This window comes from Gemmobacter caeruleus, assembly GCF_008271655.1.
GTDB lineage: Bacteria > Pseudomonadota > Alphaproteobacteria > Rhodobacterales > Rhodobacteraceae > Gemmobacter > Gemmobacter caeruleus.
In genome coordinates this window covers 26,115-48,818 of the sequence record NZ_VKKX01000006.1, presented here as the reverse complement: position 1 = coordinate 48,818, position 22,704 = coordinate 26,115, and the positions used below count along the sequence as shown (strand labels likewise).

Annotated in this window: 26 protein-coding genes and 1 pseudogene; 22 read left to right on the top strand and 5 right to left on the bottom strand. The window is 67.4% G+C overall.

Features of this window, described 5'->3' with window-relative positions; translation table 11 throughout:
• Positions 1 to 623 precede the first annotated feature (623 nt).
• From FOA17_RS01810 to FOA17_RS01745, 14 genes are all read left to right on the top strand, one after another.
• Positions 624 to 833, top strand: a complete 210-nt coding sequence (locus FOA17_RS01810) for a helix-turn-helix transcriptional regulator (RefSeq protein ID WP_149139787.1) — start codon at positions 624 to 626, stop codon at positions 831 to 833.
• A 10-nt stretch (positions 834 to 843) separates the two neighbouring features.
• Positions 844 to 1,332 (top strand): hypothetical protein, encoded by a 489-nt coding sequence (locus FOA17_RS01805; RefSeq protein ID WP_149139786.1) that lies wholly within the window; start codon positions 844 to 846, stop codon positions 1,330 to 1,332.
• Positions 1,332 to 2,207 (top strand): ATP-binding protein, encoded by an 876-nt coding sequence (locus FOA17_RS01800; RefSeq protein ID WP_149139785.1) that lies wholly within the window; start codon positions 1,332 to 1,334, stop codon positions 2,205 to 2,207. Before FOA17_RS01805 ends, FOA17_RS01800 begins: the two co-directional genes overlap by 1 nt.
• 19 nt (positions 2,208 to 2,226) lie before the next feature.
• Positions 2,227 to 2,847 (top strand): hypothetical protein, encoded by a 621-nt coding sequence (locus FOA17_RS01795; RefSeq protein ID WP_149139784.1) that lies wholly within the window; start codon positions 2,227 to 2,229, stop codon positions 2,845 to 2,847.
• Positions 2,848 to 2,861: 14 nt separating this feature from the next.
• A complete protein-coding gene (locus FOA17_RS01790; RefSeq protein ID WP_149139799.1) occupies positions 2,862 to 4,565 on the top strand; it encodes a DEAD/DEAH box helicase in 1,704 nt (567 codons plus the stop codon).
• A gap of 3 nt (positions 4,566 to 4,568) precedes the next feature.
• On the top strand, positions 4,569 to 4,979 hold the full coding sequence (locus tag FOA17_RS20005; RefSeq protein WP_238991695.1) for a DUF6511 domain-containing protein: 411 nt from the start codon (positions 4,569 to 4,571) through the stop codon (positions 4,977 to 4,979).
• On the top strand, positions 4,979 to 5,746 hold the full coding sequence (locus FOA17_RS01780; RefSeq protein ID WP_149139783.1) for a hypothetical protein: 768 nt from the start codon (positions 4,979 to 4,981) through the stop codon (positions 5,744 to 5,746). Before FOA17_RS20005 ends, FOA17_RS01780 begins: the two co-directional genes overlap by 1 nt.
• Complete coding sequence (locus tag FOA17_RS01775) at positions 5,698 to 8,064, top strand: AAA family ATPase (protein WP_149139782.1); 2,367 nt, start codon at positions 5,698 to 5,700, stop codon at positions 8,062 to 8,064. Before FOA17_RS01780 ends, FOA17_RS01775 begins: the two co-directional genes overlap by 49 nt.
• Before the next feature lie 340 nt (positions 8,065 to 8,404).
• Entirely contained in the window at positions 8,405 to 8,944 is a 540-nt protein-coding gene (locus FOA17_RS01770; protein WP_238991694.1) for a crossover junction endodeoxyribonuclease RuvC, read from the top strand.
• Positions 8,941 to 9,141 (top strand): hypothetical protein, encoded by a 201-nt coding sequence (locus FOA17_RS01765; protein ID WP_149139781.1) that lies wholly within the window; start codon positions 8,941 to 8,943, stop codon positions 9,139 to 9,141. Before FOA17_RS01770 ends, FOA17_RS01765 begins: the two co-directional genes overlap by 4 nt.
• Positions 9,134 to 9,514, top strand: a complete 381-nt coding sequence (locus FOA17_RS01760; RefSeq protein WP_018303644.1) for a DUF6362 family protein — start codon at positions 9,134 to 9,136, stop codon at positions 9,512 to 9,514. The genes FOA17_RS01765 and FOA17_RS01760 overlap by 8 nt, the downstream gene beginning before the upstream one ends.
• A gap of 416 nt (positions 9,515 to 9,930) precedes the next feature.
• Positions 9,931 to 11,271, top strand: a complete 1,341-nt coding sequence (locus tag FOA17_RS01755; protein ID WP_149139780.1) for a site-specific DNA-methyltransferase — start codon at positions 9,931 to 9,933, stop codon at positions 11,269 to 11,271.
• Positions 11,222 to 12,370 carry a DNA cytosine methyltransferase gene (locus FOA17_RS01750; protein ID WP_238991693.1) on the top strand — a complete coding sequence of 383 codons (1,149 nt, stop codon included), beginning with the start codon at positions 11,222 to 11,224 and terminating at the stop codon, positions 12,368 to 12,370. Before FOA17_RS01755 ends, FOA17_RS01750 begins: the two co-directional genes overlap by 50 nt.
• A 12-nt stretch (positions 12,371 to 12,382) precedes the next feature.
• Positions 12,383 to 12,607 (top strand): DUF7220 family protein, encoded by a 225-nt coding sequence (locus FOA17_RS01745; RefSeq protein ID WP_149139778.1) that lies wholly within the window; start codon positions 12,383 to 12,385, stop codon positions 12,605 to 12,607.
• A 53-nt stretch (positions 12,608 to 12,660) separates the two neighbouring features.
• On the opposite strand, the pseudogene FOA17_RS01740 reads toward FOA17_RS01745, so the two are convergent.
• Together FOA17_RS01740 and FOA17_RS01735 are read right to left on the bottom strand one after the other, a co-directional pair.
• Positions 12,661 to 13,232, bottom strand: a pseudogene (locus FOA17_RS01740) (DUF3489 domain-containing protein).
• Positions 13,233 to 13,322: 90 nt separating this feature from the next.
• On the bottom strand, positions 13,323 to 13,547 hold the full coding sequence (locus FOA17_RS01735) for a hypothetical protein (RefSeq protein WP_149139777.1): 225 nt from the start codon (positions 13,545 to 13,547) through the stop codon (positions 13,323 to 13,325).
• 111 nt (positions 13,548 to 13,658) lie between these two features.
• On the opposite strand from FOA17_RS01735, the gene FOA17_RS01730 reads away from it, so the two are divergent.
• From FOA17_RS01730 to FOA17_RS01710, 5 genes are read left to right on the top strand one after another with little or no spacing between them, the layout of a single operon-like run.
• Positions 13,659 to 14,255 carry a hypothetical protein gene (locus FOA17_RS01730; protein WP_149139776.1) on the top strand — a complete coding sequence of 199 codons (597 nt, stop codon included), beginning with the start codon at positions 13,659 to 13,661 and terminating at the stop codon, positions 14,253 to 14,255.
• Positions 14,203 to 16,218: a phage terminase large subunit family protein gene (locus tag FOA17_RS01725; protein WP_203232250.1), complete on the top strand. Its 2,016-nt coding sequence runs from the start codon at positions 14,203 to 14,205 to the stop codon at positions 16,216 to 16,218. The genes FOA17_RS01730 and FOA17_RS01725 overlap by 53 nt, the downstream gene beginning before the upstream one ends.
• A 1-nt stretch (position 16,219) precedes the next feature.
• Positions 16,220 to 16,429, top strand: a complete 210-nt coding sequence (locus tag FOA17_RS01720) for a phage head-tail joining protein (RefSeq protein ID WP_149139775.1) — start codon at positions 16,220 to 16,222, stop codon at positions 16,427 to 16,429.
• Positions 16,429 to 17,940 (top strand): phage portal protein, encoded by a 1,512-nt coding sequence (locus FOA17_RS01715; RefSeq protein WP_149139774.1) that lies wholly within the window; start codon positions 16,429 to 16,431, stop codon positions 17,938 to 17,940. The genes FOA17_RS01720 and FOA17_RS01715 overlap by 1 nt, the downstream gene beginning before the upstream one ends.
• Before the next feature lie 4 nt (positions 17,941 to 17,944).
• Positions 17,945 to 19,978: a prohead protease/major capsid protein fusion protein gene (locus tag FOA17_RS01710; protein WP_238991692.1), complete on the top strand. Its 2,034-nt coding sequence runs from the start codon at positions 17,945 to 17,947 to the stop codon at positions 19,976 to 19,978.
• Positions 19,979 to 19,980: 2 nt separating this feature from the next.
• Here the strand turns inward: FOA17_RS01710 and FOA17_RS01705 are convergent, their stop codons facing one another.
• Complete coding sequence (locus tag FOA17_RS01705; protein ID WP_149139773.1) at positions 19,981 to 20,268, bottom strand: type II toxin-antitoxin system RelE/ParE family toxin; 288 nt, start codon at positions 20,266 to 20,268, stop codon at positions 19,981 to 19,983.
• Between the two features lie 6 nt (positions 20,269 to 20,274).
• The gene (locus FOA17_RS01700; RefSeq protein WP_149139772.1) at positions 20,275 to 20,514 is read right to left on the bottom strand and encodes a ribbon-helix-helix domain-containing protein; all 240 of its coding nucleotides are present in this window, start codon (positions 20,512 to 20,514) and stop codon (positions 20,275 to 20,277) included.
• A gap of 70 nt (positions 20,515 to 20,584) precedes the next feature.
• On the opposite strand from FOA17_RS01700, the gene FOA17_RS01695 reads away from it, so the two are divergent.
• The 3 genes from FOA17_RS01695 to FOA17_RS01685 are packed head-to-tail and all read left to right on the top strand — an operon-like array spanning position 20,585 to position 21,905.
• A complete protein-coding gene (locus FOA17_RS01695) occupies positions 20,585 to 20,920 on the top strand; it encodes a DUF2190 family protein (protein ID WP_149139794.1) in 336 nt (111 codons plus the stop codon).
• Positions 20,920 to 21,231, top strand: a complete 312-nt coding sequence (locus FOA17_RS01690) for a head-tail joining protein (protein WP_149139771.1) — start codon at positions 20,920 to 20,922, stop codon at positions 21,229 to 21,231. Before FOA17_RS01695 ends, FOA17_RS01690 begins: the two co-directional genes overlap by 1 nt.
• The gene (locus tag FOA17_RS01685) at positions 21,228 to 21,905 is read left to right on the top strand and encodes a DUF6441 family protein (protein ID WP_149139770.1); all 678 of its coding nucleotides are present in this window, start codon (positions 21,228 to 21,230) and stop codon (positions 21,903 to 21,905) included. The genes FOA17_RS01690 and FOA17_RS01685 overlap by 4 nt, the downstream gene beginning before the upstream one ends.
• Here FOA17_RS01685 and FOA17_RS01680 read toward each other — a convergent pair.
• The gene (locus FOA17_RS01680) at positions 21,889 to 22,632 is read right to left on the bottom strand and encodes a sulfite exporter TauE/SafE family protein (protein WP_149139769.1); all 744 of its coding nucleotides are present in this window, start codon (positions 22,630 to 22,632) and stop codon (positions 21,889 to 21,891) included. The two genes, FOA17_RS01685 and FOA17_RS01680, sit on opposite strands and share 17 nt — an antisense overlap.
• Positions 22,633 to 22,704: the final 72 nt, after the last annotated feature.

Below are 22,704 nucleotides of genomic sequence, written 5' to 3'. Positions count from 1 at the left end.
TCGGCCTGGCGCAGGATAGCAAGGATCTGCGCTTCAGTGTATCTGCTTGTCTTCATTCAGAATCTCCTCGTTCATCTTGCCGAGAAAATTCTACTTATGCAGCCCCTTACTTTCGGGGGGGATTACCGCTGCGCTGATCGAAGCTTTCAGATCTGCCAAGAAGCGCCAAACGGAGGTGCCGTTCTTGCCAGCGCCGGACCTGGCGGATCAACTCAGCATTTCCGAGCAGTCGATGCGTCAACAGCTGAGGCGGCTGCGGGAGGCCATCGAGTCACTGAATGTGACTATGGGGATTCCCATGGATCAGGACACGTTCATACAGACCAGGGAACGCGCCGGATACCGACTCAACCCCTGTTGCCGCGAAATCGCCGTCGCAGATATCCTGGCAGTCAGCCCAGTAGCCGGTACCCCCTAGAACCGGCGACGTCACGAACGACGAGGCCTCACGTCACAGAAGCCTTCATCTAGCCCCGATTTATCGGGGCTTTTTCGTGTGCCGGCGTCACAAGAAAAATCATCCTTGATCATATCGGAAAATCTCTAACCCGTTGAAAATGCTCGTATGTCCAAGTGCTTCGGCGCCGCTGGATGTAACGCAAAGCAATTCAACGGAGGCCAGCATGTCACTCAGGCATCTGAACCAGATCGACCTCGCCGATCGCTGGAACATCTCGCATCGCACCCTCGAGCGGTGGCGCTGGACCGGCGAGGGTCCGCGTTTTGTCAAACTTGGAGGTCGGGTCGTCTATCGGCTCGAGGATGTCGAAGCCTTCGAACGTGCGCAGATGCGCGCGAGCACGGCCGACAAGCCCGCCATGAAGTTTGCGTGAGGTGGCGGTCATGACCATCCCGAACCGTATCACCCTCAGTGATCTGCGCAGCATGCAGTTGGGAGCAATTGCCACGCTGCCCAGCGAGGAAATCGCTCGCCTCCGCCTGGAGGCTGAAGAGCAGTTGCGGAATGCCAAGACCCTCTGCGACTGGATCGATGGGGCCGTCGCTCTGAAATTCGGTGATCGGGCGCAAGACATGCGCCGTGTCGAGGGCAAGAACACCGGCACGATCCGGTTCCACGATAGCACCGTGACGATCGTCGCAGATTTGCCCAAGCGCGTCGATTGGGATCAGGTCCGTCTTGCTGCCTTGGTCGAGCGCATCCGTGAAGCCGGCGACGATCCGGCACAATACGTCGACGTCTCCTTCGATGTGTCTGAGCGCAAGTATTCCGCTTGGCCGACCCATATCCGCTCCGTCTTTGAAGACGCGCGCACCGTCCGGACCGGAAAGCAGAAGTTTCGCCTAATTCATCATGTCGGGGAGGAACACTGATGCCCCTCCCCATCATAAGCGCAGATCAGCGGCTTGCCGAACAGCGCGGCGTCAAGGGCTGCATCTTCGGGAAATCCGGCATCGGGAAGACCTCGTTGCTCTGGACCCTCGATCCGGACCGCACGCTGTTCATGGATCTCGAGGCGGGCGATCTCGCCATCGAGGGCTGGGCGGGCGACAGCATCCGGCCGCGGACCTGGACCGAATGCCGGGACTTCGCGGTGTTCATCGGCGGGCCCAACCCGGCGCTGCGCGACGAGCAACCCTATAGCCCGGCGCATCATGCCGCCGTCTGCCAGAAGTTCGGCGATCCCGCCGCACTCGACCGCTACGACACGATCTTCGTGGACTCGATCACCGTGGCGGGGCGGTTGTGCTTCGGCTGGTGCAAGGGGCAGCCCGAGGCATTTTCGGAAAAGACCGGGAAGCCGGATGTGCGCGGCGCCTACGGCCTCCACGGCCGGGAGATGATCGCCTGGCTGACGCATCTCCAGCACACGCGGGCGAAGAACGTGTGGTTCGTCGGGATCCTCGACGAGAGGCTGGACGACTTCAACCGCAAGGTTTTCCAGCCGCAGATCGACGGTTCCAAGACCGGGCTCGAACTGCCGGGGATCGTCGACGAGGTGATCACCATGGCGGAACTGAAGTCCGAGGGCGGCGAGCCCTACCGGGCCTTCGTCTGCCAGACGATCAACCCCTGGGGCTTTCCGGCCAAGGACCGCTCGGGGCGTCTGGACCGGATCGAGGAGCCGCATCTCGGCCGTCTGATGGCGAAGATCCGGACGCCCGTGAGCCCGGCCTCCGCCCGGCTGACCTACACCCCGCCGCCCGCCGATCCGGCGCCGGCCGATCAACCCAACCCGCAATCCTGATCAGAGAAGGAGGTTCCCCATGGGTTCCTGGAACGATTTCAACGACGCGCAGTCGAACACCAACCTGATCCCCAAGGGCACGCTGGCCAAGGTGCGCCTGACCATCCGCCCCGGCGGCTTCGACGACGCCTCGCAGGGCTGGACTGGCGGCTACGCCACGCGCGGCTCGACGGGTGCTGTCTACCTGAACGGCGAGTTCACCGTGACCGAGGGGCAGTATGCCCGTCGCAAGATCTTCACGCTCATCGGGCTTTACAGCCCCAAGGGCCCGGACTGGGGCAACATGGGGCGCGGCCTCATCCGCGGCATGTTGAACTCGGCGCGCGGGATTTCGGACAAGGATCAGACCCCGCAGGCTCAGGCCGCACGGCGGATCGGCGGTTTCGCCGATCTCGACGGGATCGAGTTCGTCGCCCGGATCGATGTCGGCACGGATGCCAACGGCGACGACAAGAACGAGATCAGGGCGGCCGTCACGCCGGACCACAGCGACTATGCCGCGGTCATGGGTAAGGCGGGCCTGCAGTTCGGCAATGCTCCAGCGCAGGGTCACGTCCCGCAGCAACCCACAACGGCCTCCCAGCCCAGCCAGCCCGCGTCCGCCCCTGGCGCCGCCGGTCGGCCGAGTTGGGCGCAGTAAGGGGGAGACCGGCGATGCTCCTGCGCCCCCGCCAGAAGACCTTCGTCGAGCGCAGCGTGGCTGCGCTCGCCTCCCGCGGCAACACGCTGGGCGTGGCGCCCACGGGTGCTGGCAAGACCATCATGCTCTCGGCGGTCACCGGCGAGATGATCGGCGCCATGTCTAAGAATTCGGGGGCCAAGGCCTGCGTGCTCGCCCATCGCGACGAGCTGACGGCGCAGAACCGCGCCAAGTTCCAGCGCGTGGTGCCGGGCGTCGCCACCTCGGTGATCGACGCCACGGAGAAGTCCTGGGGCGGCCAGGTTGCCTTCGCCATGGTGCCGACGCTGGCGCGCGCCTCGAACCTGGCCGACATGCCGCGTCTCGACCTGCTGGTCGTGGATGAGGCGCACCATGCCGTGGCCGACAGCTATCGCCGCATCATCGACCGTGTGCGCGAGGCCAATCCCGACGCCCGTATCTTCGGGGTCACGGCCACCCCGAACCGGGGCGACAGGAAGGGGCTGCGCGAGGTCTTCGACAATGTCGCCGATCAGGTGCGGCTGAGCGAGCTGATCGCCTCGGGCCACCTGGTGCCGCCGCGCACCTTCGTCATCGACGTGGGCGTGCAGGACGAGCTGCGCTCGGTCCGCAAGACCATGTCGGATTTCGACATGGCGGAGGTGGCGGGCATCATGGACCGCGCCCCCGTTACCGACGAGGTGATCCGGCACTGGAAGGAAAAGGCGGGCGACCGGCAGACGGTGGTGTTCTGCTCCACCGTCGCGCACGCCGAACACGTCACCGACGCGTTCAGGGCGGCGGGCGTTTCCGCCGCCTTGATCCACGGCGATCTGGCGGCCGAGACCCGCAAGGCGATCCTCGCCGACTACGCGGCGGGCGACATTCACGTCGTCGTCAACGTGGCGGTGCTGACCGAGGGATGGGACCACCCGCCCACCTCCTGCGTCGTGCTGCTGCGCCCCAGTTCCTACAAGTCCACGATGATCCAGATGGTCGGGCGCGGGCTGCGCACCGTCGATCCCGAGGAACACCCCGGCATCGTCAAGACCGACTGCATCGTGCTGGATTTCGGCACCTCAAGCCTGATCCACGGCACGCTGGAACAGGATGTCGATCTCGACGGCAAGACCGAGGCTGGTGACGCCCCGACAAAATCCTGCCCCGGCTGCGGCGCCGATATTCCGCTGGCCGCCACCGAATGCCCGCTCTGCGGTGAGGCGTTCCCCCGCGAGGATCTGGATGCGGGCGAAGGCGGGACCGCCGCGCCGCTCTCGGACTTCATGATGACCGAGATCGACCTGCTGAAGCGGTCCAGCTTCGCCTGGGTCGACCTCTACGGCACGGACGACGCGCTTATGGCCACGGGCTTCGCGGCCTGGGGCGGCATCTTCTGGCTGAACGGAGTCTGGTACGCCATCGGCGGGGCGAAGGGCGAACGCCCGCATCTGCTGGGCGTGGGCGAACGGACCGTCTGCCTCGCGCAGGCCGACGACTGGCTGAACACGCACGAGACCGACGAGAGCGCCTTCAAGACCCGTTCCTGGCTGCGCCAGCCGCCGACCGAAAAGCAGCTGCAGTACCTGCCGCCCGAGTGCCGCCATGACTTCGGCCTGACGCGCTATCGCGCCTCCGCGCTGATGACCTTCGGCTTCAACAAGCGCGCCATCCGCCAGCTGATCGACACGGCCGCCCGGCCCGAACGGAGGGCGGCATGACCCATGGCCTCCATCACCCCCATCATGGTCGAGGACCGGCGGCGGCTTTGGCATCCGCGTGGGACGCTCTGTGCTGTCTGCCAGCAACCCACGCGTGGCTTTGGCTGGTTCGATCCGCACCGCTCGAAGCGGCCCCGGCCATCGGTCTGGTTCTGCTCGATGCCCTGCCAGTCCTTCTGGACGCGCTTGGCCAAGGAGCGTTTCGCCATGGTTGACCTGACCGAGGAAGAGCGCGCCGCGATCACCGCCACCATGAAGCGCGTGGCGCTGCTGATGGACGAGATCGGCTGGGCCACCACGCTCGCCGACCTGACAGAGGCACAGGTGCGCGCGCTGATCGAGGAAGCCGTCGAGGGCTTCCGCGAGGCCATGTCCGACATCGCCCGGGCGCAGACCCCGGAGGTGCCGTTCTGATGCTGGACTACAACCATCGCCCCAGCTTCGCCGAGCGGGTAAATGCCGCCGTCGATCAGGCGCTCACCGCCGATCAGGCCACGCGGCCGCCCCGCGACTATCTCGGCGGCTCGCGCCTCGGCCATGTTTGCGAGCGGGCCCTGCAGTTCGAGTTTACGGCGACCCCGAAGGACGAGGGCCAGGACTTCAGCGGCCAGTCGCTGCGCATCTTCGCCATCGGCCATGCGCTCGAGGATCTGGCGGTCGCCTGGCTGCGCGGCGCGGGCTTCGACCTCTACACCCGCAAGGGCAACCGGCCCGATGGCGGCCAGTTCGGGTTCTCGGTCGCGGGCGGGCGCATCCGCGGTCATGTCGACGGCATCATCGCCGCGGGCCCCGAAGGCTTCGGTCTCGCCGTTCCCGCCCTCTGGGAATGCAAGACCATGAACGCGAAGAACTGGCGCGCTTGCGTGAAGGACGGCGTGACCAAGTCCAAGCCGGTCTACGCCGCCCAGATCGCGGTCTACCAGGCCTACATGGAAGGGACGGTACCCGGCATCTCGGCCGCGCCCGCGCTCTTCACCGCGATCAACAAGGACACGGCCGAGATGCACCACGAACTGGTACCTTTCGACGCCGATCTCGCGCAGCGCATGTCCGACCGGGGCGTGCGGATCCTTCAGGCGACCGACGCGGGCGAATTGCTGCCGCGCATCGCCACGACGCCGGACTTCTTCGAATGCCGCTTCTGCTCGTGGGCCGAGCGCTGCTGGAGGCTGGAGCGGTGAGCGACGACGGCATCCTGCATTTCAACCCGTGGATGGACTTCAACGATGGGCCGCCGTCCGAGAACCCGTTCGGCTGCGACCCCGACCCCGAGCAGATCGCCGTCTTCCTCGACACCGTGCTCAGCTGGTGCGAGGGGCTGATCCCGCTCCGCGGCTTCGTCGACAAGGGTCAGGGCCGGGACGGCAAACCGCACAACATCTGGATCCCGGCCGACGGCAGCGCGCCAGGGAAACTCGCGACCTTCGCCGCATGGGCGAACCGCGAGGGCGCCGCTGTCTATGTCATCCCCGGCACGGTCGAAGAACAGGGCCAGGCCCGCGCCGCCGATGTGCTGCAGATGCAGGCCATCGTCGTCGATCTCGACGCGGGCGATATCCCGGCGAAGCTGGACCATGTCACCCGCCACCTCGGCGTGCCCACGCTGATCATCGAGAGCGGCGGGCGGACGGCGGAGGGTGCCGCGAAGCTCCATGTCTGGTGGAAACTGACCGAGCCCGCCGAGAGCGAGGATCTCGCCACCCTCTGCCGCCTGCGCGGCGAGATCGCCGTGAAGGTCGGCGGCGACACGCATTTCCGCTCGGCGCACCAGCCGATCCGGGTGCCCGGCACCGTCTATCACAAGCACGGCCACCAGCGCCTCGTGCAGATCCGCGAACATCGCTCGGTCGAAGTGGATCTTGCGGATTTCGCGGAAAAGGTCGCCGACATGCCGCCGCTGCCCGGCGTGGGCTTCGCCAGCGACGTCGCCGCACCAGCATTGAAGCCCGGCATCGACGCGGTGCTCACCACGCCAGTGCGCGAAGGCGCGGTCGACGACTGGTCCCGTTTCCAGGGGGCCAGTGCCGCCATCGGCCATTACGTGCGCCTGGTGCACGAGGGCCGCCTCGACCCGTTCGCGGGCTGGGAGGCGATCTGCGGCTACAACGCCGCCATGCTGCGCCCGTCCTGGCCGCTCGATCGGCTGCAGGCCGAGTCCGAGCGGCTCTGGGCGCTGCATGTGAAGCGCAACGGCCCGCCGCTCCTGCGCGCGGCCCACGCGGGTGCCCCGGCCAGCCCGCTGCCGACATTCAGCCTCGGCGCGCTCCTCGACGACACTAGTCCGATGCCGGAGGATATCATCGGACCGCGCGTGCTGACCCCGGGCGGGCTCCTCGTGCTGGGCGGCGCGCCGAAGGTCGGCAAGAGCGATTTCCTCATTTCCTGGCTCGTGCACATGGCGGCGGGCGTGCCCTTCCTCGGCTTCACGCCGCCCCGGCCGCTGCGCGTGTTCTACCTTCAAGCCGAGATCCAGTATCACTATCTGCGCGAGCGCATGCAGCAGATCGCGCTGCCCGCCGCCGTGATCGCCGCCGCGCGCGACACCTTCATCGCCACGCCGAAGCTGAAGCTGCTGCTCGACGCGGAAGGCGTCGCCCGCGTAGCCGAGGCGATCCGGGCCGCATCTCCCGACGCGTCGCCCGACATCATCGTCATCGACCCGATCCGCAACCTCTTCGACGGCGGGCCCGAGGGGGGTGGCGAGAACGACAACTCCGCGATGATGTTCTTCCTGAAGGACCGGGTGGAGCTTCTCCGCGATGCCGTCAATCCGGACGCGGGCGTCATCCTCGCTCACCACACCCGCAAGGCCACCAAGCATCAGGTAAAGGACGATCCCTTTCTCGCGCTCTCCGGCGCCAGCGCGCTGCGGGGCTTCTACACCTCGGGGCTGCTCATGCACCGGCCCGACGAGGACAGCACCGTCCGCAGGCTGGAAATCGAACTGCGGAACGGCCCCGCGCTGCCGGGCAAGCTCATCGACAAGGTGAAGGGCGAATGGGTCGAACTGAACCCGCTGAACGAGCGCCTGGTGCGCAAGGAGGTCGGCGCCAAACTCGATGCCGAACGGCTGCGCAAGCACGACGTCATCCTCGGCATGCTGCTGGATGAGGCGGCGGGCGAGCGCCTCTACACCGCGATGCAGTTCGCCGAGACCTTCGAGAACCGTGGCGGTCTGGGCAGCAAGCACACCATTCGCGAGCGCCTAAGCGTGCTGGCGACCAAGGGCTTCGTGAAGTTCCTGCGCGACCCCTCGGGGTTCGGCTTCCCCGTCACACGGTCACGGTTCGGCTACCTCTGCGTCGAGGGGATGCAGTTCGGCGCGCCCGTCGAGGAGGTCGATCCGAACACCGGCGAGGTCACCACGACCGCCCGTCCGGTCCTGCCCAGCCACTTCAAATGCCCCCAATCCGGGCTTTGCCTGCAGGTCGAAAACCCCGCCGTCTGGGTCTACCCGGAGGGGCTGGAGGACGACCTCACTCATATGAGTGAGGCCTGACTCATATGACAGCGCCAACTGTGCACTCAACGAAATCAACGGGTTACGGGCAAATAAGAGTTAGGTCCCTGACTCATGCCCGAAGACTTCATGAAGTCTTATTCCGCAATGATTTCAGCCACTTGCCCTCCCTGGAACAGTTAGGTGTCAAACCCCCATACTACGTATGGGAGGGCCACCCCACAGGGTTGGCCACTCCTCCCATACGTCCGGGCCAGCCGCGCGCGCCGCCGTGACGCTCCCTTGTGCTTTCCGATCCGACGACGGCGGCCCCGTACCGCCAAGCACCAGACCGCCGTCGTCTTCCACCACCACAGGCCACCGGCAAAGGAGACCCATCATGGCTCAGCCGACTCTGATCCCGAATTGCGACGGCGCAAGGTTTGAATCGCTGCCGCTCGGCGCCCCCCGCAACCGCTGCATCCTCGCACTCGACCTCGGCACCTCGACCGGCTGGGCGATCCGCGGCCACGACGGTCTGATCACCAGCGGCACCGTCTCGCTGCGCCCGGGGCGCTTCGACGGCGGCGGCATGCGCTACCTGCGCTTCACCAACTGGATGACCGAGATCGACCGGCTGTCCGGGCCCGTCGCCGCGATCTGGTTCGAGGAAGTCCGCCGCCACGCGGGCACCGATGCGAGCCACATCTACGGCGGGCTCATGGCCACGCTTACCGCATGGGCCGAGCTGCGCGGCGTGCCCTACGAGGGCGTCCCGGTCGGCACGATCAAGCGTCACGCCGCTGGCAAGGGCAACGCCGACAAGGCTGCGATGATCGCCGCCGTCCGCGCCCGCGGTTTCAGCCCCGCCGACGACAACGAGGCCGACGCCATCGCCATCCTGCTTTGGGCCATCGAGACGAACGGGGGTGTCGCATGAGATGGCATCCCCATGGCTACGGCGGTCGGCGCCGGGATCCCGAGCAGGTCAAGCGCGAGGGCTGGCACGAACAGGGCGTCCTCGCGGTCTCCGCCGTTGACGACCGCCTCACCTGGCCGGAGCGTGAACTGGTCCGCCAGCTGGGCGAGAAGCTCTACGGCCCGCGTCCTTCCGCCAAGGAGGCGCGCCATGGCTGATCGCGAATGGACCGCCGACTGCGTCGCCGATCATTTCGAGGAGGCGTTCCGCACACTGCGCAAGCTGCCACCGGTGAAGGCGCAGGGCTACTTCAACACCTGGCCCGACATCGTGCGGACGAGCCGCGAGATCGCGGCCATGGAGCCGCAGCCGATGCGGGTCTGGCCCTCAGCCGCCGCGATCACCCGGCTCGAGCAGACCTTCGACTGGGTGCTCTGGATCGAGGAGGCGGAGCGCAAGCTCGTCTGGTCTCGTGCCGCCCGCGTGCCGTGGAAGCAGATCAGCGGCGAGCTGGGGTGCGACCGCACGACCGCCTGGCGTCGCTGGCAGCTGGCGCTGACCAAGATCGCTGCGCGGCTGAATGCGCAGTGACTCCAATGTGTTGCAACACTTTTCCCTTCGACATCTGCAACAGATCCATGCTATTCCGAAGGCAAGATGGGGAGAGTGCGCTGGAAGGCTTGCTCTCCCCTTTGCGTCGACGGGGGCCTTCAGGACCCCGGTATCCAGCGAGGGTCCGGCCGGGGTTCACCCCGAGGGAGTTTGCGGTTCCTTCCTGGCGACATTCGTATGCTGGCGGGCGAAGCGCGGGACATCGCCAGCGTCAGGGCCGGATTTTTGGGAAGCCACCCGGAAGCCGGATCCACCTGACCCCACGCAAACACCAATAAACGCTGGCCTTTCGACCGGACACCGCTGGTAGCCACTGGACCCCGCTGGGAGTCCAGCCCGGCATCCGGAGTCCGGAAGCCATCGGCATCCACCTGAACATCGGAAACCACCCGACCATGACGCTGACCTTCGCCCCGGACGCGGTCGAGATGTGGCCGCTGGCCAAGCTCCAGCCCTACGCCCGCAATGCGAAAACGCATGGCGCGGACCAGGTCGCAAAGATCGCCGCCAGCATGGCCGAGTTCGGCTGGACCGTGCCTTGCCTCGTGGCCGAGGACGGCGAGCTCATCGCGGGCCACGGACGCGTGCTGGCCGCCACGCAGCTCGGGCTGACCGAGGCGCCGGTCATCGTGCTCGGGCACCTGACCGAGGCGCAGCGCCGGGCCTACCGGATCGCGGACAACAAACTGACGGAACTCGGCACTTGGGACGAGGCGCTGCTGTCGGCGGAACTGAACGATCTGCTGGCCGAGGATTTCGACCTGTCGCTGGTCGGCTTCTCGGACGGCGAACTCGACAAGCTGCTGGCCTACGTCGCGGAAGACGACGGTGAAGAAGGTGGCGCCGGGGGCTCCGTGCCGCCGGTGACCATCCCCGAACCGCCGCGCAATCCGGCCTCGCGCACTGGTGACCTGTGGATACTCGGCGACCACCGCCTGCTCTGCGGTGACAGCACCAGCGCCTCCCATGTGCGCCGTCTGATGAATGGCGAGCGGGCGATCCTGTTCGCCACCGACCCGCCGTATCTGGTGGATTACGACGGCTCGAACCATCCTACCCGCAACAAGGACTGGTCTGCGTCCTACGGCACGACCTGGGATGACAGCTCGCAGGGTGCGGAACTCTACGACGGCTTCATCGCTGCGGCGGTCGCCGAGGCCATCGCCGAAGACGCGGCCTGGTACTGCTGGCACGCCTCGCGCCGCCAGGCGATGCTGGAAGCCTGCTGGGAAAAGGCGGGTGCCTTCGTCCATCAACAGATCATCTGGGTGAAGGACCGCGGGGTTCTGACCCGGTCGCATTACCTCTGGAAGCACGAGCCTTGCTTCATGGGCTGGCGCCGCCCGAACCGCCCGCCGAAGGTGGCCGAGGAAACGCTGCCATCGACATGGGCGCTGCCCAGCTTCGCAAAGGACGACCGGCCCGACCATCCGACGCCGAAGCCGCTCGACGCCTTCGGGATCCCGATGCGCCAGCACGTTGCCCGAGGCGGCCTCTGCTACGAGCCGTTCTCAGGCTCGGGCTCGCAGATCATGGCGGGCGAGGCCAATGGCCGTCGCGTCTTCGCAATGGAAATCAGTCCGGCCTATGTCGATGTCGCCGTGGAACGCTGGCAGGCCGAGACCGGCCGCGACGCAATCCTCGACGGAGACGGCCGGACTTTCGCGCAAGTGACGGTCGAGCGGCTTGGAGAAACCCGGGCCAGACACGAACCCCAACCCGAACCCGCCGCGTGACATGCATGACTTGGCTGTACCTTCCTCCGGAGACGCTTCCGGGGCCGGAGACGCATGCCTCTTCGGCCTCTCCCTGTGCTCCGGCGCGGGCGGTCTCGACCTCGGGCTCGCCATCGCCATCCCCGGATATCGTGCTGTGGGCCATGTCGAACGGGAAACCTTCGCCGCAGCAGCTCTCGTGGCGCGGATGGAAGATGCGTCCCTGGATCAGGCTGTTGTCTGGGACGACGTTGGAACCTTCGACGGCCGCCCGTGGCGTGGCGCGGTGGATATCGTTACTGCGGGCTATCCGTGCCAGCCGTTCTCCGTCGCGGGCAAGCGCCGGGGCGCCGACGACCCGCGCCACCTCTGGCCGCATGTCGCCCGCATCATCGGCGAGGTTGAGCCGCCCTTCGTCTTCCTCGAGAATGTCGCCCATCATCTCCGCCTCGGCTTCCCCGAAGTCGCCGCAGGACTGGTCGGCATGGGCTACCGCCTTGCGGCAGGCCTCTTCACGGCGGCGGAAGTCGGCGCGCCCCACAAGCGCGAGCGGCTGTTCATCCTCGCGATCCGCGAGGGGGATGATCTGGCCGACCCCGCGCGCCTGCTCTGGCACCCGCTCGAGTGGCGGCAACCGGACGGAGATGATGCGGCTTTGGCCGACGCCGAGGGCCAGTGCCAACGAGAACCGGCAGACGAAGCCGACTCCGTCGCAGGAAGCCGGTCAGCACGGGATGAACCTCGCGACGACGGCAGCGCTCTGGCCGACGCCGATGGCGAACGATGGCTGCAAGCCGAGTGCTGGCAACCGCCGCTCAGCCGACCTGACCCATTCGGCGGGACTGTGGATGACGCCGACGGCCCGCGACCACAAGGACGGGGCGACGAGCCTTGCGAACACGCCGGTGAACGGCCTGCTTGGCCGCCAGGTCCTCACGACGCCGATGGCTGGGCGCGATACCTCCGATGCGCGCCGGACCTTGAACCCGCTGTTCGTCGAGGCGCTGATGGGCTGGCCCACCGGGTGGACCGGCTTCGCCTCTGTGGCAACGGCGTGGTCCCCCTGGTTGCTGCGCATGCGCTGCGAACTCTGGCAGCTGAACTGTTGGCCGATGGATGACGGGGTGCCAGCATGAAGCAGAGCCGCCTCATGTCGCTGGTCGAGTCCGTGGCCAACGTGATCGTCGGCTATGGCGTCGCTGTCGTCACGCAGATCCTGATCTTCCCGGTCTTCGGGCTGCACACGACGCTGGCGCAGAACCTGAAGATGGGCGCGGTGTTCACGGTGGTGAGCATCGCGCGGTCCTACGTCCTGCGGCGGGTGTTCGAGGCGATCTGGATGCGGAGCGCCAGATGATCGACCGCCGCCCCGGAGGGACGGCGGCCATCAGCTTGTCGGGGTCCGGCGCGTCAGGCGGCGGGGAGTTTGTAGACGCGCCCGCGCCCCTCGACCTTGTCGGAGGTCACCTCGAGCCCGAGCTTCTTCTTCAGCGACCCGGCCATCGCGCCGCGCACCGTGTGACCAAGCCATCCGGTCGCGGCCATGATTTCCTCGATGGTCGCGCCGTCCGGTGCGCGCAGCATGGCGATCAGCTTGGCCTGCTTGGTGCCCTCGCGCGGGGTGCGCGCCTTGGGCGCGGCTCTGGTTCGCTGGCGGTGTCGGGCACGGGCTCGTCGGTCGGCGCGTCCGTCGCGCCCACGGGCGCGGTGTTCGCGTCCTCGGGCTCGATGCCGATAGCGGCGAGCCCTGCATCGGTGGCGACCAGCGTGGTCCCATGGCCGTTGCCGGTCTCACGCCACATTGGTTCGCCCTTCCGCAGGTCTGCGTCGACCTCCTGCAGGAGCCCATTGGAGAGCATCGCGCCGACCACCTTGGCGGCGGCGCCACCCCGCAGGCTCTCGGGCAGCGGCAGGGCAATATGCTCGGGTCGCTGGGCGGCGGCGCTCAGGATCAGGGCTTGGGTGTCGGAAAGCTGGGTCATCGTCGTCTCCCGTATCGGGGCGCGCGGGATGCGGGCCCTTCTACGAGGTCGAGCCCGCCAGTCGGCGGGCGGGACCGGGAGCGGGTCGTCTCACTCGGCGTGTTCGCCTTCCCTGAAGGCCATGTCGGTGATCTCGCGCAGCTTGGCGCGGTAGTGGTTCAGGGTGCCGACATGGCCCCAGTTGATCGCGTCGGGGCTGGTCTCGAAGTGGTCGGCGCTGAGGGCGGCGAGCCGCTCCAGCATCGCGTCGATCTCGGACTTGGCGGCGATGAAGGCGTCGAGGGCTTTCGTGTTGTCGGTCGCGCGGCGGGTCATCGGGGTGGCTCCTTGGTGAGTTGCATCGCTTCGTTGAAGGGAAGTTCGCTCTGTCCGCGCCGCTTATCAACTCGATAAGCACATGATTCTGAATGATAATCGGAGCTATCGATGCAGGGCATGAGCGAGCGCCAGTACGCCGCGCATGTCGGGCTGTCGCGGGGCGCGATCCAGAAAGCGAAGACCGCCGAGCGCCTGGTCCTCTATCCCGACGGCAGCATCAACGCGGCGGCCAGCGACGCCAGACGTGCCGAGACGACGGACCCATCGAAGACGAGAAAGCCGCCCGCGCCCAAGATGAAGCCCGTCCCCGAGGCGGCGGTGGCAGCGGTCGGAGACACGCTCCGCGAACAGGGTCTGGCAGTCCCGGCGGTCGGTGGCGGCACGACCTTCCTGCAGGCGAAGACCGCGAACGAGGTGCTGAAGGCGCAGGAGCGGCGCATCCGTCTGCAGAAGCTGAAGGGGGAGTTGATCGAGCGGGCCCGCGCGCTGGCGCTGGTTTTCCGGCTGGCGCGGGAGGAACGGGACGCATGGGTGACGTGGCCCGCGCGCGCGTCGGCGCTGATGGCGGCCGAGCTCTCGGCCTCGTGCCGCGACGCGACGGGCCAGCAGATCACCGTGGAGCCAGCCGCGATGCAGAAGGTGCTGGAGAAACATGTACGCGCCAACCTCGACGAACTCGCCGAGGTCCGGCCCGACTTCCGGTGATGACAACGATGATTCCGGCGGCCTGACGGACTTCGACGGCGCGGGCGAGATCCTGCGCGCCTGGGACAACGGGCTGCGACCCGACCCGGACCTGACCGTCTCGGAATGGGCGGACCGGCATCGGATGCTGTCGGGCCGCGCATCGGCCGAACCCGGGCGATACCGCACGGTGCGCACGCCCTACATGCGCGAGATCATGGACCGGCTGTCGCCGGGCGATCCCACGCAGCGGATCGTGTTCATGAAAGCCGCGCAGGTCGGGGCGACCGAGGCCGGCAACAACTGGATCGGCTTCGCCATCCACCAGGCGCCGGGGCCGATGCTGGCGGTCCAGCCGACGGTGGAACTGGCCAAGCGCAACTCGCGCCAGCGGATCGACCCGCTGATCGACGAGAGCCCGGAACTGCGGGAGCGGGTCAAACCGGCGCGATCCCGTGATGCGGGCAACACGATGCTGTCGAAGGAATTCGCGGGCGGCATCCTGATCATGACGGGCGCGAACTCGGCGGTGGGGCTCCGGTCCACTCCGGCGCGGTACATCTTCCTCGACGAGGTCGACGCCTATCCGGCGTCGGCCGACGAGGAAGGCGATCCGGTCACGCTGGCCGAAGCCCGGTCGCTGACCTTCGCCCACCGGCGCAAGGTGCTGCTGGTCTCGACGCCAACGATCCGGGGGCTGAGCCGGATCGAGCGCGAGTTCGAGGCGTCCGACCAGCGGCGGTTCTTCGTGCCGTGCCCGCATTGCGGGGTGATGCAGTGGCTGAAGTTCGACCGGCTGCGCTGGCAGAAGGGCCGCCCGGAGACGGCGGAGTATCATTGCGAGGGCTGCGACACGCCCATCGCGGAACACCACAAGACGGCGATGCTTGAGGGCGGCGAATGGCGCGCGACCGCCACGGCCGCCGATCCGACCACGGTCGGGTATCACCTCTCGGCGCTCTATTCGCCGATCGGTTGGCTGAGCTGGGAGCGGATCGTGCGGGCATGGGACGCGGCCCAAGGGTCGGACGAGGCGATCAAGGCGTTCCGCAACACGATCCTTGGCGAGACCTGGGTCGAGACCGGGGAAGCGCCCGACTGGCAGCGGCTCTACGACCGGCGCGAGCGCTGGTCACCCGGCACCGTGCCCGCGGGCGGGCTGTTCCTGACCGCCGGGGCCGATGTGCAGAAGGACCGGATCGAGGTCGACGTCTGGGCCTGGGGGCGTGGGCTGGAAAGCTGGCTGGTCGATCACGTCGTGATCGAGGGCGGGCCGGATCGGCACGACGCATGGTCGGAACTGACCGCGCTGCTAGACAGAAGCTGGCCGCACGAACGCGGCGCGCAGCTGCGCATCGCTCGGCTCGCCATCGACACCGGCTACGAGGCCCCGGCGGTCTATTCCTGGTCGCGGGCGCAGGGCTTCGCGCAGGTCTCGCCGGTCAAGGGCGTCGAGGGGTTCAACCGTTCGAGCCCGGTATCGGGGCCGACATTTGTCGATGCGACCGAGGGCGGCAAACGTCTGCGGCGCGGGGCGCGTCTCTGGACTGTGGCGGTGTCGACCTTCAAGGCCGAGACCTATCGCTTCCTGCGGCTGGAGCGCCTGACCGAGGAAGACATGGCTGAGGGGGCGGCGTTCCCGCCGGGATCGGTGCATCTGCCGCATTGGGTCGAGAATGAATGGCTGAAGCAGTTTGTGGCTGAGCAACTGGTGACGGTGCGGACCAAACGCGGCTTCGCCCGGCTGGAATGGCAGAAGCTGCGCGAACGCAACGAGGCGCTGGACTGCCGGGTCTATGCCCGCGCCGCCGCCTGGATCGCGGGCGCGGATCGCTGGACCGACGAGAAATGGCGCGATCTCGAGGATCAACTCGGGGCCGCGCCAACGGAAATGGATGGCGCGGGGCGGGTCAATCGACCGCAAACCGCACCCCAGGGAAAACGGCAGTCGGACTGGCTTGGCCGGCGCGGAGGATGGTTCTGAGATGGCAGACTGGACGGAAACCGAACTTGCCGCCCTGCGCCGGGCCTATGCCAGCGGCACGACCCGCGTCAGCTATGATGGCAAGTCGGTCGATTACGGATCGGCCGAAGATCTGCTCGGCCGGATTCGGACCATCGAACGTGACATCGCGGGGGCCACACGGCCGCTGCCTGTGGCCGGGTTGGCAGGCTTCTCCCGTGGGGATCGCTGATGCCCGCGAACTGGATGGATCATGCCATTGCCTCAGTCGCCCCGCGCGCCGCCGCCCGGCGCGTGCTGGCGCGGCAGGCCTTCGAGACCCTGACACGCGGCTATGACGGGGCGTCCAAGGGGCGGCGCACGGACGGATGGCGCGCCCCGGGATCCTCGGCAGACACCGAGATCGGCGTGGCCGGGGCACTGCTGCGCGACCGGATGCGCGATCTGGTGCGCAACAACCCGCATGCGGCCAAGGCCGTGGCGGTGCTGGTGAACAACATCGTGGGCAGCGGCATCATGCCCCGTGCCGCGAGTGGCGACGACAAGTTGGATCGCAAGGTAGACGCCCTGTTTACCCGCTGGACGGCGGATTGCGACGCTGACGGCCAGCTGGATTTCTACGGGCTGCAGACATTGATCTGCCGCGAAATGGTCGAGGCGGGCGAGGTGCTGGTGCGGCGCAGGCTGCGGCGGTCGTCGGATGGTTTGTCGGTGCCGCTGCAATTGCAGGTGCTTGAGGCCGATTTACTTGATGGGGCCAAGCGGAGCGACGCCAGTTCCGCCCGCATCGTTCAGGGCATCGAGTTCGATCCGATGGGCAAACGCCGGGCCTACTGGCTGCACGCCGCGCATCCCGGCGATGCCTGGGGTGCGCTGCAGGGCGGGCTCGGATCGCGACCGGTCCCCGCGACCGAAATCGCCCATGTCTACGAGAAGCAGCGCACGCAGGCGCGCGGCGTTCCCTGGGGCGCACCGGTAATCCGCAGCTTGCGCGACCTCGACGACTACGAGGTGGCCGAACTGGTGCGCAAGAAGACCGAGGCCTGCGTCACGGCCATCGTCTTCGGCGACGACGAGGCGCAGCAGGGCATCGCGCCCGCCGTGGTCGATGCCGATGGCAACAGGGTCGAGCAGTTCGAACCGGGGCTGATCGCCTATGCGCGCGGCGGCAAGGACATCCGGTTCAACCAGCCCGCTGCCACCGGCGGCTATGGCGAATACAAGAGGGCCAGCCTGCACACGATCTCGGCGGGGTTCCGGGTGCCCTACGAGTTGCTGACCGGCGATCTCAGCCAGGTCAACTACTCCTCGATCCGGGCCGGGCTCGTCGAGTTCCGCCGGATGATCGACGCCGTGCAGTGGCAGCTCTTCATCCCGATGCTCTGCGCGCCGGTCTGGCGCTGGTTCACCGAGGCCGCATGGGCGGCGGGGCAGATCCCGACGCCGGATGTCCCGGTGGAATGGTCGCCGCCGAAGTTCGATGCCGTCGATCCCTACAAGGATGCGATGGCCGATCTGCTGGCGATCCGGACCGGCACGATGACGCTGGCGCAGGCCATCGCCCGGCAGGGCCACAACCCGGACGCCGTGCTGGCCGAGATCGCTGCGACCAACGCCAAGCTCGATGGTCTCGGCCTCGTGCTCGACAGCGATCCGCGCCGCGTCACCAAGACCGGCAGCGCGCAGGCGGGCGATCCGGCCACGGAACCGGCCGCCCCCTCATCTGAAACCGAGAAGGAATAGGGCCATGCCCGACACGATGATGGCGGCCCCGGTCGCCCTGCCAATGCAGCTGCGGCGCGCGCCCATCCTGCCCGCGACCGTGAATTCCGAGGCGCGTTCGGTTGATGTGGTATTCACCACCGGCGCGGCCGTCCGGCGGCGGCGCTGGATCGGCTGGGACACCTCCGTGCCCTTCGACGAAATCCTCGAGGTCAGCGACAGGGCGGTGGACCTGACCCGCCTCAACGCCGGGGCCCCGGCGCTCGACAGCCATTCGGTCTGGTCCTCGCATTCGCAGGTGGGCGTGGTCGAACGCGCCTGGATCGAGGGCAAGGAAGGCAAGGCCACCATCCGCTTTCCCCGCGAAGGGCTCGACCAGGCCGCCGACCGCATGTTCGGGCTGATCAGCGACGGCATCATCCGCAACGTCTCGGTCGGCTATTCCATCGAGCGGGTGAAGGTGGTCGAGCCCGCCGCGAGGGGCGAGGTCGAGCAGCGCATCGTCGAACGCTGGACCCCGCTCGAGGTCAGCTTCGTGACCGTTCCCGCCGATCCCCGCGCGCAGGTCCGCGCGGCCGATCAGGCCAGCTATCCCGTCGAGATCGTCGACAACCGCATGCAAAAGGAGGCATCCATGCCTGAGAGCACGACCAATGTGGCCGGGGATGTCCCCGCCTTGACCGAGACCCGCCAGCCGCCCGTCGCGGCTCCGGCGAACCCCGAACCGCCGACCGCACGTATGCCGGAACCGGCACCTTCGCCCGACAGCGAGGCCATCGCGACCCGCGCCCGCGAAGCGGAGCGTGATCGTGTATCCACGATCTACGATCTGACCGGCCGCCTGAACCTCGAGCGCAGCTTCGCCGAGGATCTGGTCAAGCGCGGCGTCAGCGTGGACGAATCCCGCCGCCTCATCCTCGACCAGGTCGCCGCGAAATCGGACGAGACCCGGACCTTCCCGCATGTCTCCGTCCCGCTCGGCGGCCGGGACGAGCGCATCACCCGCCGCGACGCGGTGGCGAACGCGCTGCTGCATCGCTACAGTCCGACGCTCTTCCCGCTGGAGGATGCCGCGCGCCAGTATCGCGGCATGACACTGCTGGAACTGGCCCGCGAAAGCCTCGGCAATGCCGGGGTCAACACGCGAGGCCTCTCGCGCGACGAGGTGGCGACGCGGGCCCTGCACTCGACCTCGGACTTCCCCGAGATCCTGTCGGCCGTGACCAACAAGACCCTCCGGCAGGCCTATGACGCCTATCCCCGCACCTTCGCGCTCTTCTGCCGCCAGGTGCTCGCCACGGACTTCAAGTCGATGCACCGGGTCCAGTTGGGCGAGGCACCGCAACTCCTCGAAGTGGGCGAAAGCGGTGAGTTCAAGCGCGGCACGCTGGGCGAGAGCAAGGAGAGCTACAAGGTCAAGACCTATGGCCGGGTCGTCGCCATCACCCGTCAGGTGCTGATCAACGACGATCTCGACGCCTTCACCCGGATCCCGGCGATGTACGGCAACTCCATCGCCCAGCTGGAGTCGGACGTCGTCTGGGGCATCATCACCGCGAACCCGGCGATGGCCGACGGCAACGCGCTGTTCCACACCACGCACAAGAATCTCGCAGGCACCGGCGCGGCGCTCGATGTCGCCAGCGTCGGCGCGGCGCGGGCGGCGATGGCACTACAGACCGGCCTCGACAAGAAGACGGTGCTGAACATCCGGCCCGCCTTCCTGATCGTCCCCGCGGCCCTCGAACTGAAGGCCGAGCAGCTGGTGGCCCAGAACCTCGTGCCCGCCGACAGCGCCAAGGTGGTGCCGCAGTCGATCCGCACCCTCTCGCCCATCAGCGAGCCGCGCCTCGACGCGGCCAGCGCCACCTCCTGGTATCTGGCCGCGAGCCCCAACCAGATCGACACCATCGAATACGCCTATCTCGAGGGCCAGCAGGGCGCCTACATCGAGACCCGTAACGGCTTCGACGTCGACGGCGTCGAGATCAAGTGCCGCCTCGACTTCGGCGCCAAGGCCATCGACTGGCGCGGCCTCTACAAGAACCCGGGCGCGTAAGGTCAGATGAGGCCGTAGAGGTCGCGCCGCCCGTGCACGGCGCGGACGATCTCGATGTCGTCGCCGACGATGCGGTACAAGAGCAGATAGGAGCCGCTCACCAGATAGCGCAGCCCGGGGCGGATATCGTCCCGGGCCGGACCCATCTGCGGATTGTCCGCCAGATGGCTGGCGACCTCATCGAGCCTGTCGAGCACGCGGTCTGCGGCCGCCGGATCGTCCCCGGCGATATGCGTCCAGATGTCGATCAGGTCGTCGCGGGCCGCCCGCGTGAAGAACACCCGGGCCATGAAGGGTCAGGACAGGCTGCGGCGGCTGCGCGCCTCGCGCTTGATGTCCGCCATGGTCGTGCCAGGCTCGGCGCGTCCGCTGGCGAGCCCTTCGTCCCAGAGCGCTCCGACAACCCGCCTTGCGCGCCACTCGCGCAGCGCCTCGCGGACCACCTCGCTCGACGAGGCATAGGCGCCGCTGCCCACGGCCTCCTGCAAGAGCGCGGCATGCTCGTCGGTGATGGAAATGCTGATCTTTCCGGCCATGTCCGATCCTCCTGCCGCAAAGGTAGGAAAAATTCGCACCACGCGCAACTGTCACAAAAGGGACACCCCGATGAAAAACTACGTCCAGCCCGGCAACACCATCACCCTGACCGCGCCCTATGCCGTCACCTCGGGCGACGGCCTGCTTATCGGCTCCATCTTCGGCGTCGCCGCGGGCACCGCCGCCGTCGGCGAGGCGGTCGAGGCCGCGCTCACCGGCGTCTACGACCTGAAGAAGGTTGCATCGCAAGCCTGGGCCGCAGGCGACAAGGTCTATTGGGACAACACTGCAAAGGAAGCGACCAAGACCACCACCTCGAACACCCTGATTGGCGTGGCCGTGGTCGCGGTGGCGGGCGGCGCAGGCGACACCATCGGCCGGGTGCGGCTGAACGGGGCCTTCTGATGAGCGCCTTCGCCGCCGCCGTCGGCGCGCTCTTCGCCGATCCGAACATCGGTCGCGCCGCCGTCTACATCTCCGATGGCGGCGCGCCGGTCCTCGTGCGCATAATCGCCCGGCGCGCCGATGCCGTCACCGACTTCGGCGATGCGCGGCTCTGGTCCGAAACCACGCGCATCGACCTGCGCGTGGCCGAAGTGCAAGCCCCGCGCCCCGGCGATCGCATCGAGATCGACGGCGAGGCCTTCCTCATCCAGGGCGAACCCGTCCGCGACCGCGAGCGCCTGGTCTGGACCGTCGATCTGAGGCCAGCGTGAAACTGAAGCTCGACATCGATCCCGACATCGTCGCGATGATGGCGGCGGAGGTGACAGCGGGCGAGCGGGCCGTGTCGGCTGCAATCCGCGAGGCCGGGACCGGGCTGAAGGCGGCGTGGCGGCTGCAGATCACCAGCGCGGGGCTCGGGGCCCGGCTTGCCCGCACCATCCGGTCGGAACAGTTCCCCAAGGCCAAACCCAGCCTGAACGCGGCGACCGTGGTCTGGTCCAACGCCCCGGTCATCGTCGGCGCCCACGACACGGGCCCGCTGATCCGCTCGAAAAGCGGCTTCTGGCTGGCGATCCCCACACCCGCTGCAGGCAAGTCCCTGCGCGGCGGCCGGATCACCCCCGGCGAATGGGAACGCCGCACTGGCCTGCGCCTACGGTTCATCTATCGCCGCCGGGGCCCGAGTTTGCTGGTGGCCGAGGGGCGGCTGAACACCAAGGGCCGCGCTGTTGCATCATGGTCGAAGACCGGCCGTGGCCTCGTGACCGCGCCGATCTTCCTGCTGGTGCCGCAGGTCAAGCTGCCGAAGCGGCTGGACCTGGCGCGGGATGCGGAGCGGGCCCACGATGCCGTACCGGGGCTGATCGTGGCGAACTGGGTGGAGGGAAAGTTTTGCGACGAAGTAAAACCCGCTCAGGGGCGCAGGACTACAATAGCAACTTGACCCCCGATGCCAGCAGCAGCGCGGCCAGGATGCCTCGCAGCCAGCGGTCCGAGAGGTATCGGCTTCCGACGAACGCGCCAACTGTGCCCCCAACCGCGACTGCCGCAAGCCACAAGGGCAGCGATGCGGGGATCTGATCCCAATAGGCGTAGGCACCGATCAGGGCGGCCGCAGAATTCATCAGATTGTAGACCGCTGTTGTTGCGGCCGTCTGACGCGCCGTGCCCCATCTCATCGCAAGAATCACTGGCGCGAGAAAAACACCGCCACCGGTCCCTGTCGTTCCCGATACGAAGCCTATCAGCGCCCCTGTCGCCAGAGCAGCCAAGAATGGCGGCGTCTTGGGAGGTGCGACGTTTCCTGCGGGTCTTTTCATCGCTGATCGTGCCATCTGCAACGCGGAAAGCACCAGGATTGCACCGACGATAGGGTAATACACCCCTTCCGCCAACTGGATCGACCCACCAAGCATCGAGAACGGGAAGCCCAGAACGGCAAATGGATAGATGTTGCGCCATGACAATCGGCCGGACTTCATGAACCAGGCCGTGCCGATTGCGGCCACCATGAGATTCAGGGCGAGCGCGGTCGTTTTCATGGCCAGCGGCGCGAAGCCGAATAGTGCCATGATCGCGATATAGCCGGACGCTCCTGCCTGTCCGACGGCCGCGTAGATCACAGCAATTACGAGAAAGACGCCGGCAAGCCAGAATACTTCTGTGTCCAATACTCTCTGCGCCTCCACGGCAAATCATGAAACGGCCACGGCCGCACGTGCCCGAAAATCGGACGAAGTTTC

Excerpts from the sequence above, each read along its gene's own strand:
- FOA17_RS01760 (WP_018303644.1), top strand. The coding sequence starts at position 9,134 with ATGGCTGATCGCGAATGGACCGCCGACTGCGTCGCCGATCATTTCGAG.
- FOA17_RS01730 (WP_149139776.1), top strand. The coding sequence starts at position 13,659 with ATGCAGGGCATGAGCGAGCGCCAGTACGCCGCGCATGTCGGGCTGTCG.
- FOA17_RS01805 (WP_149139786.1), top strand. The coding sequence starts at position 844 with ATGACCATCCCGAACCGTATCACCCTCAGTGATCTGCGCAGCATGCAG.
- FOA17_RS01725 (WP_203232250.1), top strand. The coding sequence starts at position 14,203 with ATGTACGCGCCAACCTCGACGAACTCGCCGAGGTCCGGCCCGACTTCC.
- FOA17_RS01810 (WP_149139787.1), top strand. The coding sequence starts at position 624 with ATGTCACTCAGGCATCTGAACCAGATCGACCTCGCCGATCGCTGGAAC.
- FOA17_RS01745 (WP_149139778.1), top strand. The coding sequence starts at position 12,383 with ATGAAGCAGAGCCGCCTCATGTCGCTGGTCGAGTCCGTGGCCAACGTG.
- FOA17_RS01700 (WP_149139772.1), bottom strand. The coding sequence starts at position 20,514 with ATGGCCGGAAAGATCAGCATTTCCATCACCGACGAGCATGCCGCGCTC.
- FOA17_RS01695 (WP_149139794.1), top strand. The coding sequence starts at position 20,585 with ATGAAAAACTACGTCCAGCCCGGCAACACCATCACCCTGACCGCGCCC.
- FOA17_RS01790 (WP_149139799.1), top strand. The coding sequence starts at position 2,862 with ATGCTCCTGCGCCCCCGCCAGAAGACCTTCGTCGAGCGCAGCGTGGCT.
- FOA17_RS01770 (WP_238991694.1), top strand. The coding sequence starts at position 8,405 with ATGGCTCAGCCGACTCTGATCCCGAATTGCGACGGCGCAAGGTTTGAA.
- FOA17_RS01735 (WP_149139777.1), bottom strand. The coding sequence starts at position 13,547 with ATGACCCGCCGCGCGACCGACAACACGAAAGCCCTCGACGCCTTCATC.
- FOA17_RS01715 (WP_149139774.1), top strand. The coding sequence starts at position 16,429 with ATGCCCGCGAACTGGATGGATCATGCCATTGCCTCAGTCGCCCCGCGC.
- FOA17_RS01775 (WP_149139782.1), top strand. The coding sequence starts at position 5,698 with ATGCCGCTTCTGCTCGTGGGCCGAGCGCTGCTGGAGGCTGGAGCGGTG.
- FOA17_RS01795 (WP_149139784.1), top strand. The coding sequence starts at position 2,227 with ATGGGTTCCTGGAACGATTTCAACGACGCGCAGTCGAACACCAACCTG.
- FOA17_RS01800 (WP_149139785.1), top strand. The coding sequence starts at position 1,332 with ATGCCCCTCCCCATCATAAGCGCAGATCAGCGGCTTGCCGAACAGCGC.
- FOA17_RS01765 (WP_149139781.1), top strand. The coding sequence starts at position 8,941 with ATGAGATGGCATCCCCATGGCTACGGCGGTCGGCGCCGGGATCCCGAG.
- FOA17_RS01780 (WP_149139783.1), top strand. The coding sequence starts at position 4,979 with ATGCTGGACTACAACCATCGCCCCAGCTTCGCCGAGCGGGTAAATGCC.
- FOA17_RS01690 (WP_149139771.1), top strand. The coding sequence starts at position 20,920 with ATGAGCGCCTTCGCCGCCGCCGTCGGCGCGCTCTTCGCCGATCCGAAC.
- FOA17_RS01720 (WP_149139775.1), top strand. The coding sequence starts at position 16,220 with ATGGCAGACTGGACGGAAACCGAACTTGCCGCCCTGCGCCGGGCCTAT.
- FOA17_RS01705 (WP_149139773.1), bottom strand. The coding sequence starts at position 20,268 with ATGGCCCGGGTGTTCTTCACGCGGGCGGCCCGCGACGACCTGATCGAC.
- FOA17_RS20005 (WP_238991695.1), top strand. The coding sequence starts at position 4,569 with ATGGCCTCCATCACCCCCATCATGGTCGAGGACCGGCGGCGGCTTTGG.
- FOA17_RS01710 (WP_238991692.1), top strand. The coding sequence starts at position 17,945 with ATGCCCGACACGATGATGGCGGCCCCGGTCGCCCTGCCAATGCAGCTG.
- FOA17_RS01755 (WP_149139780.1), top strand. The coding sequence starts at position 9,931 with ATGACGCTGACCTTCGCCCCGGACGCGGTCGAGATGTGGCCGCTGGCC.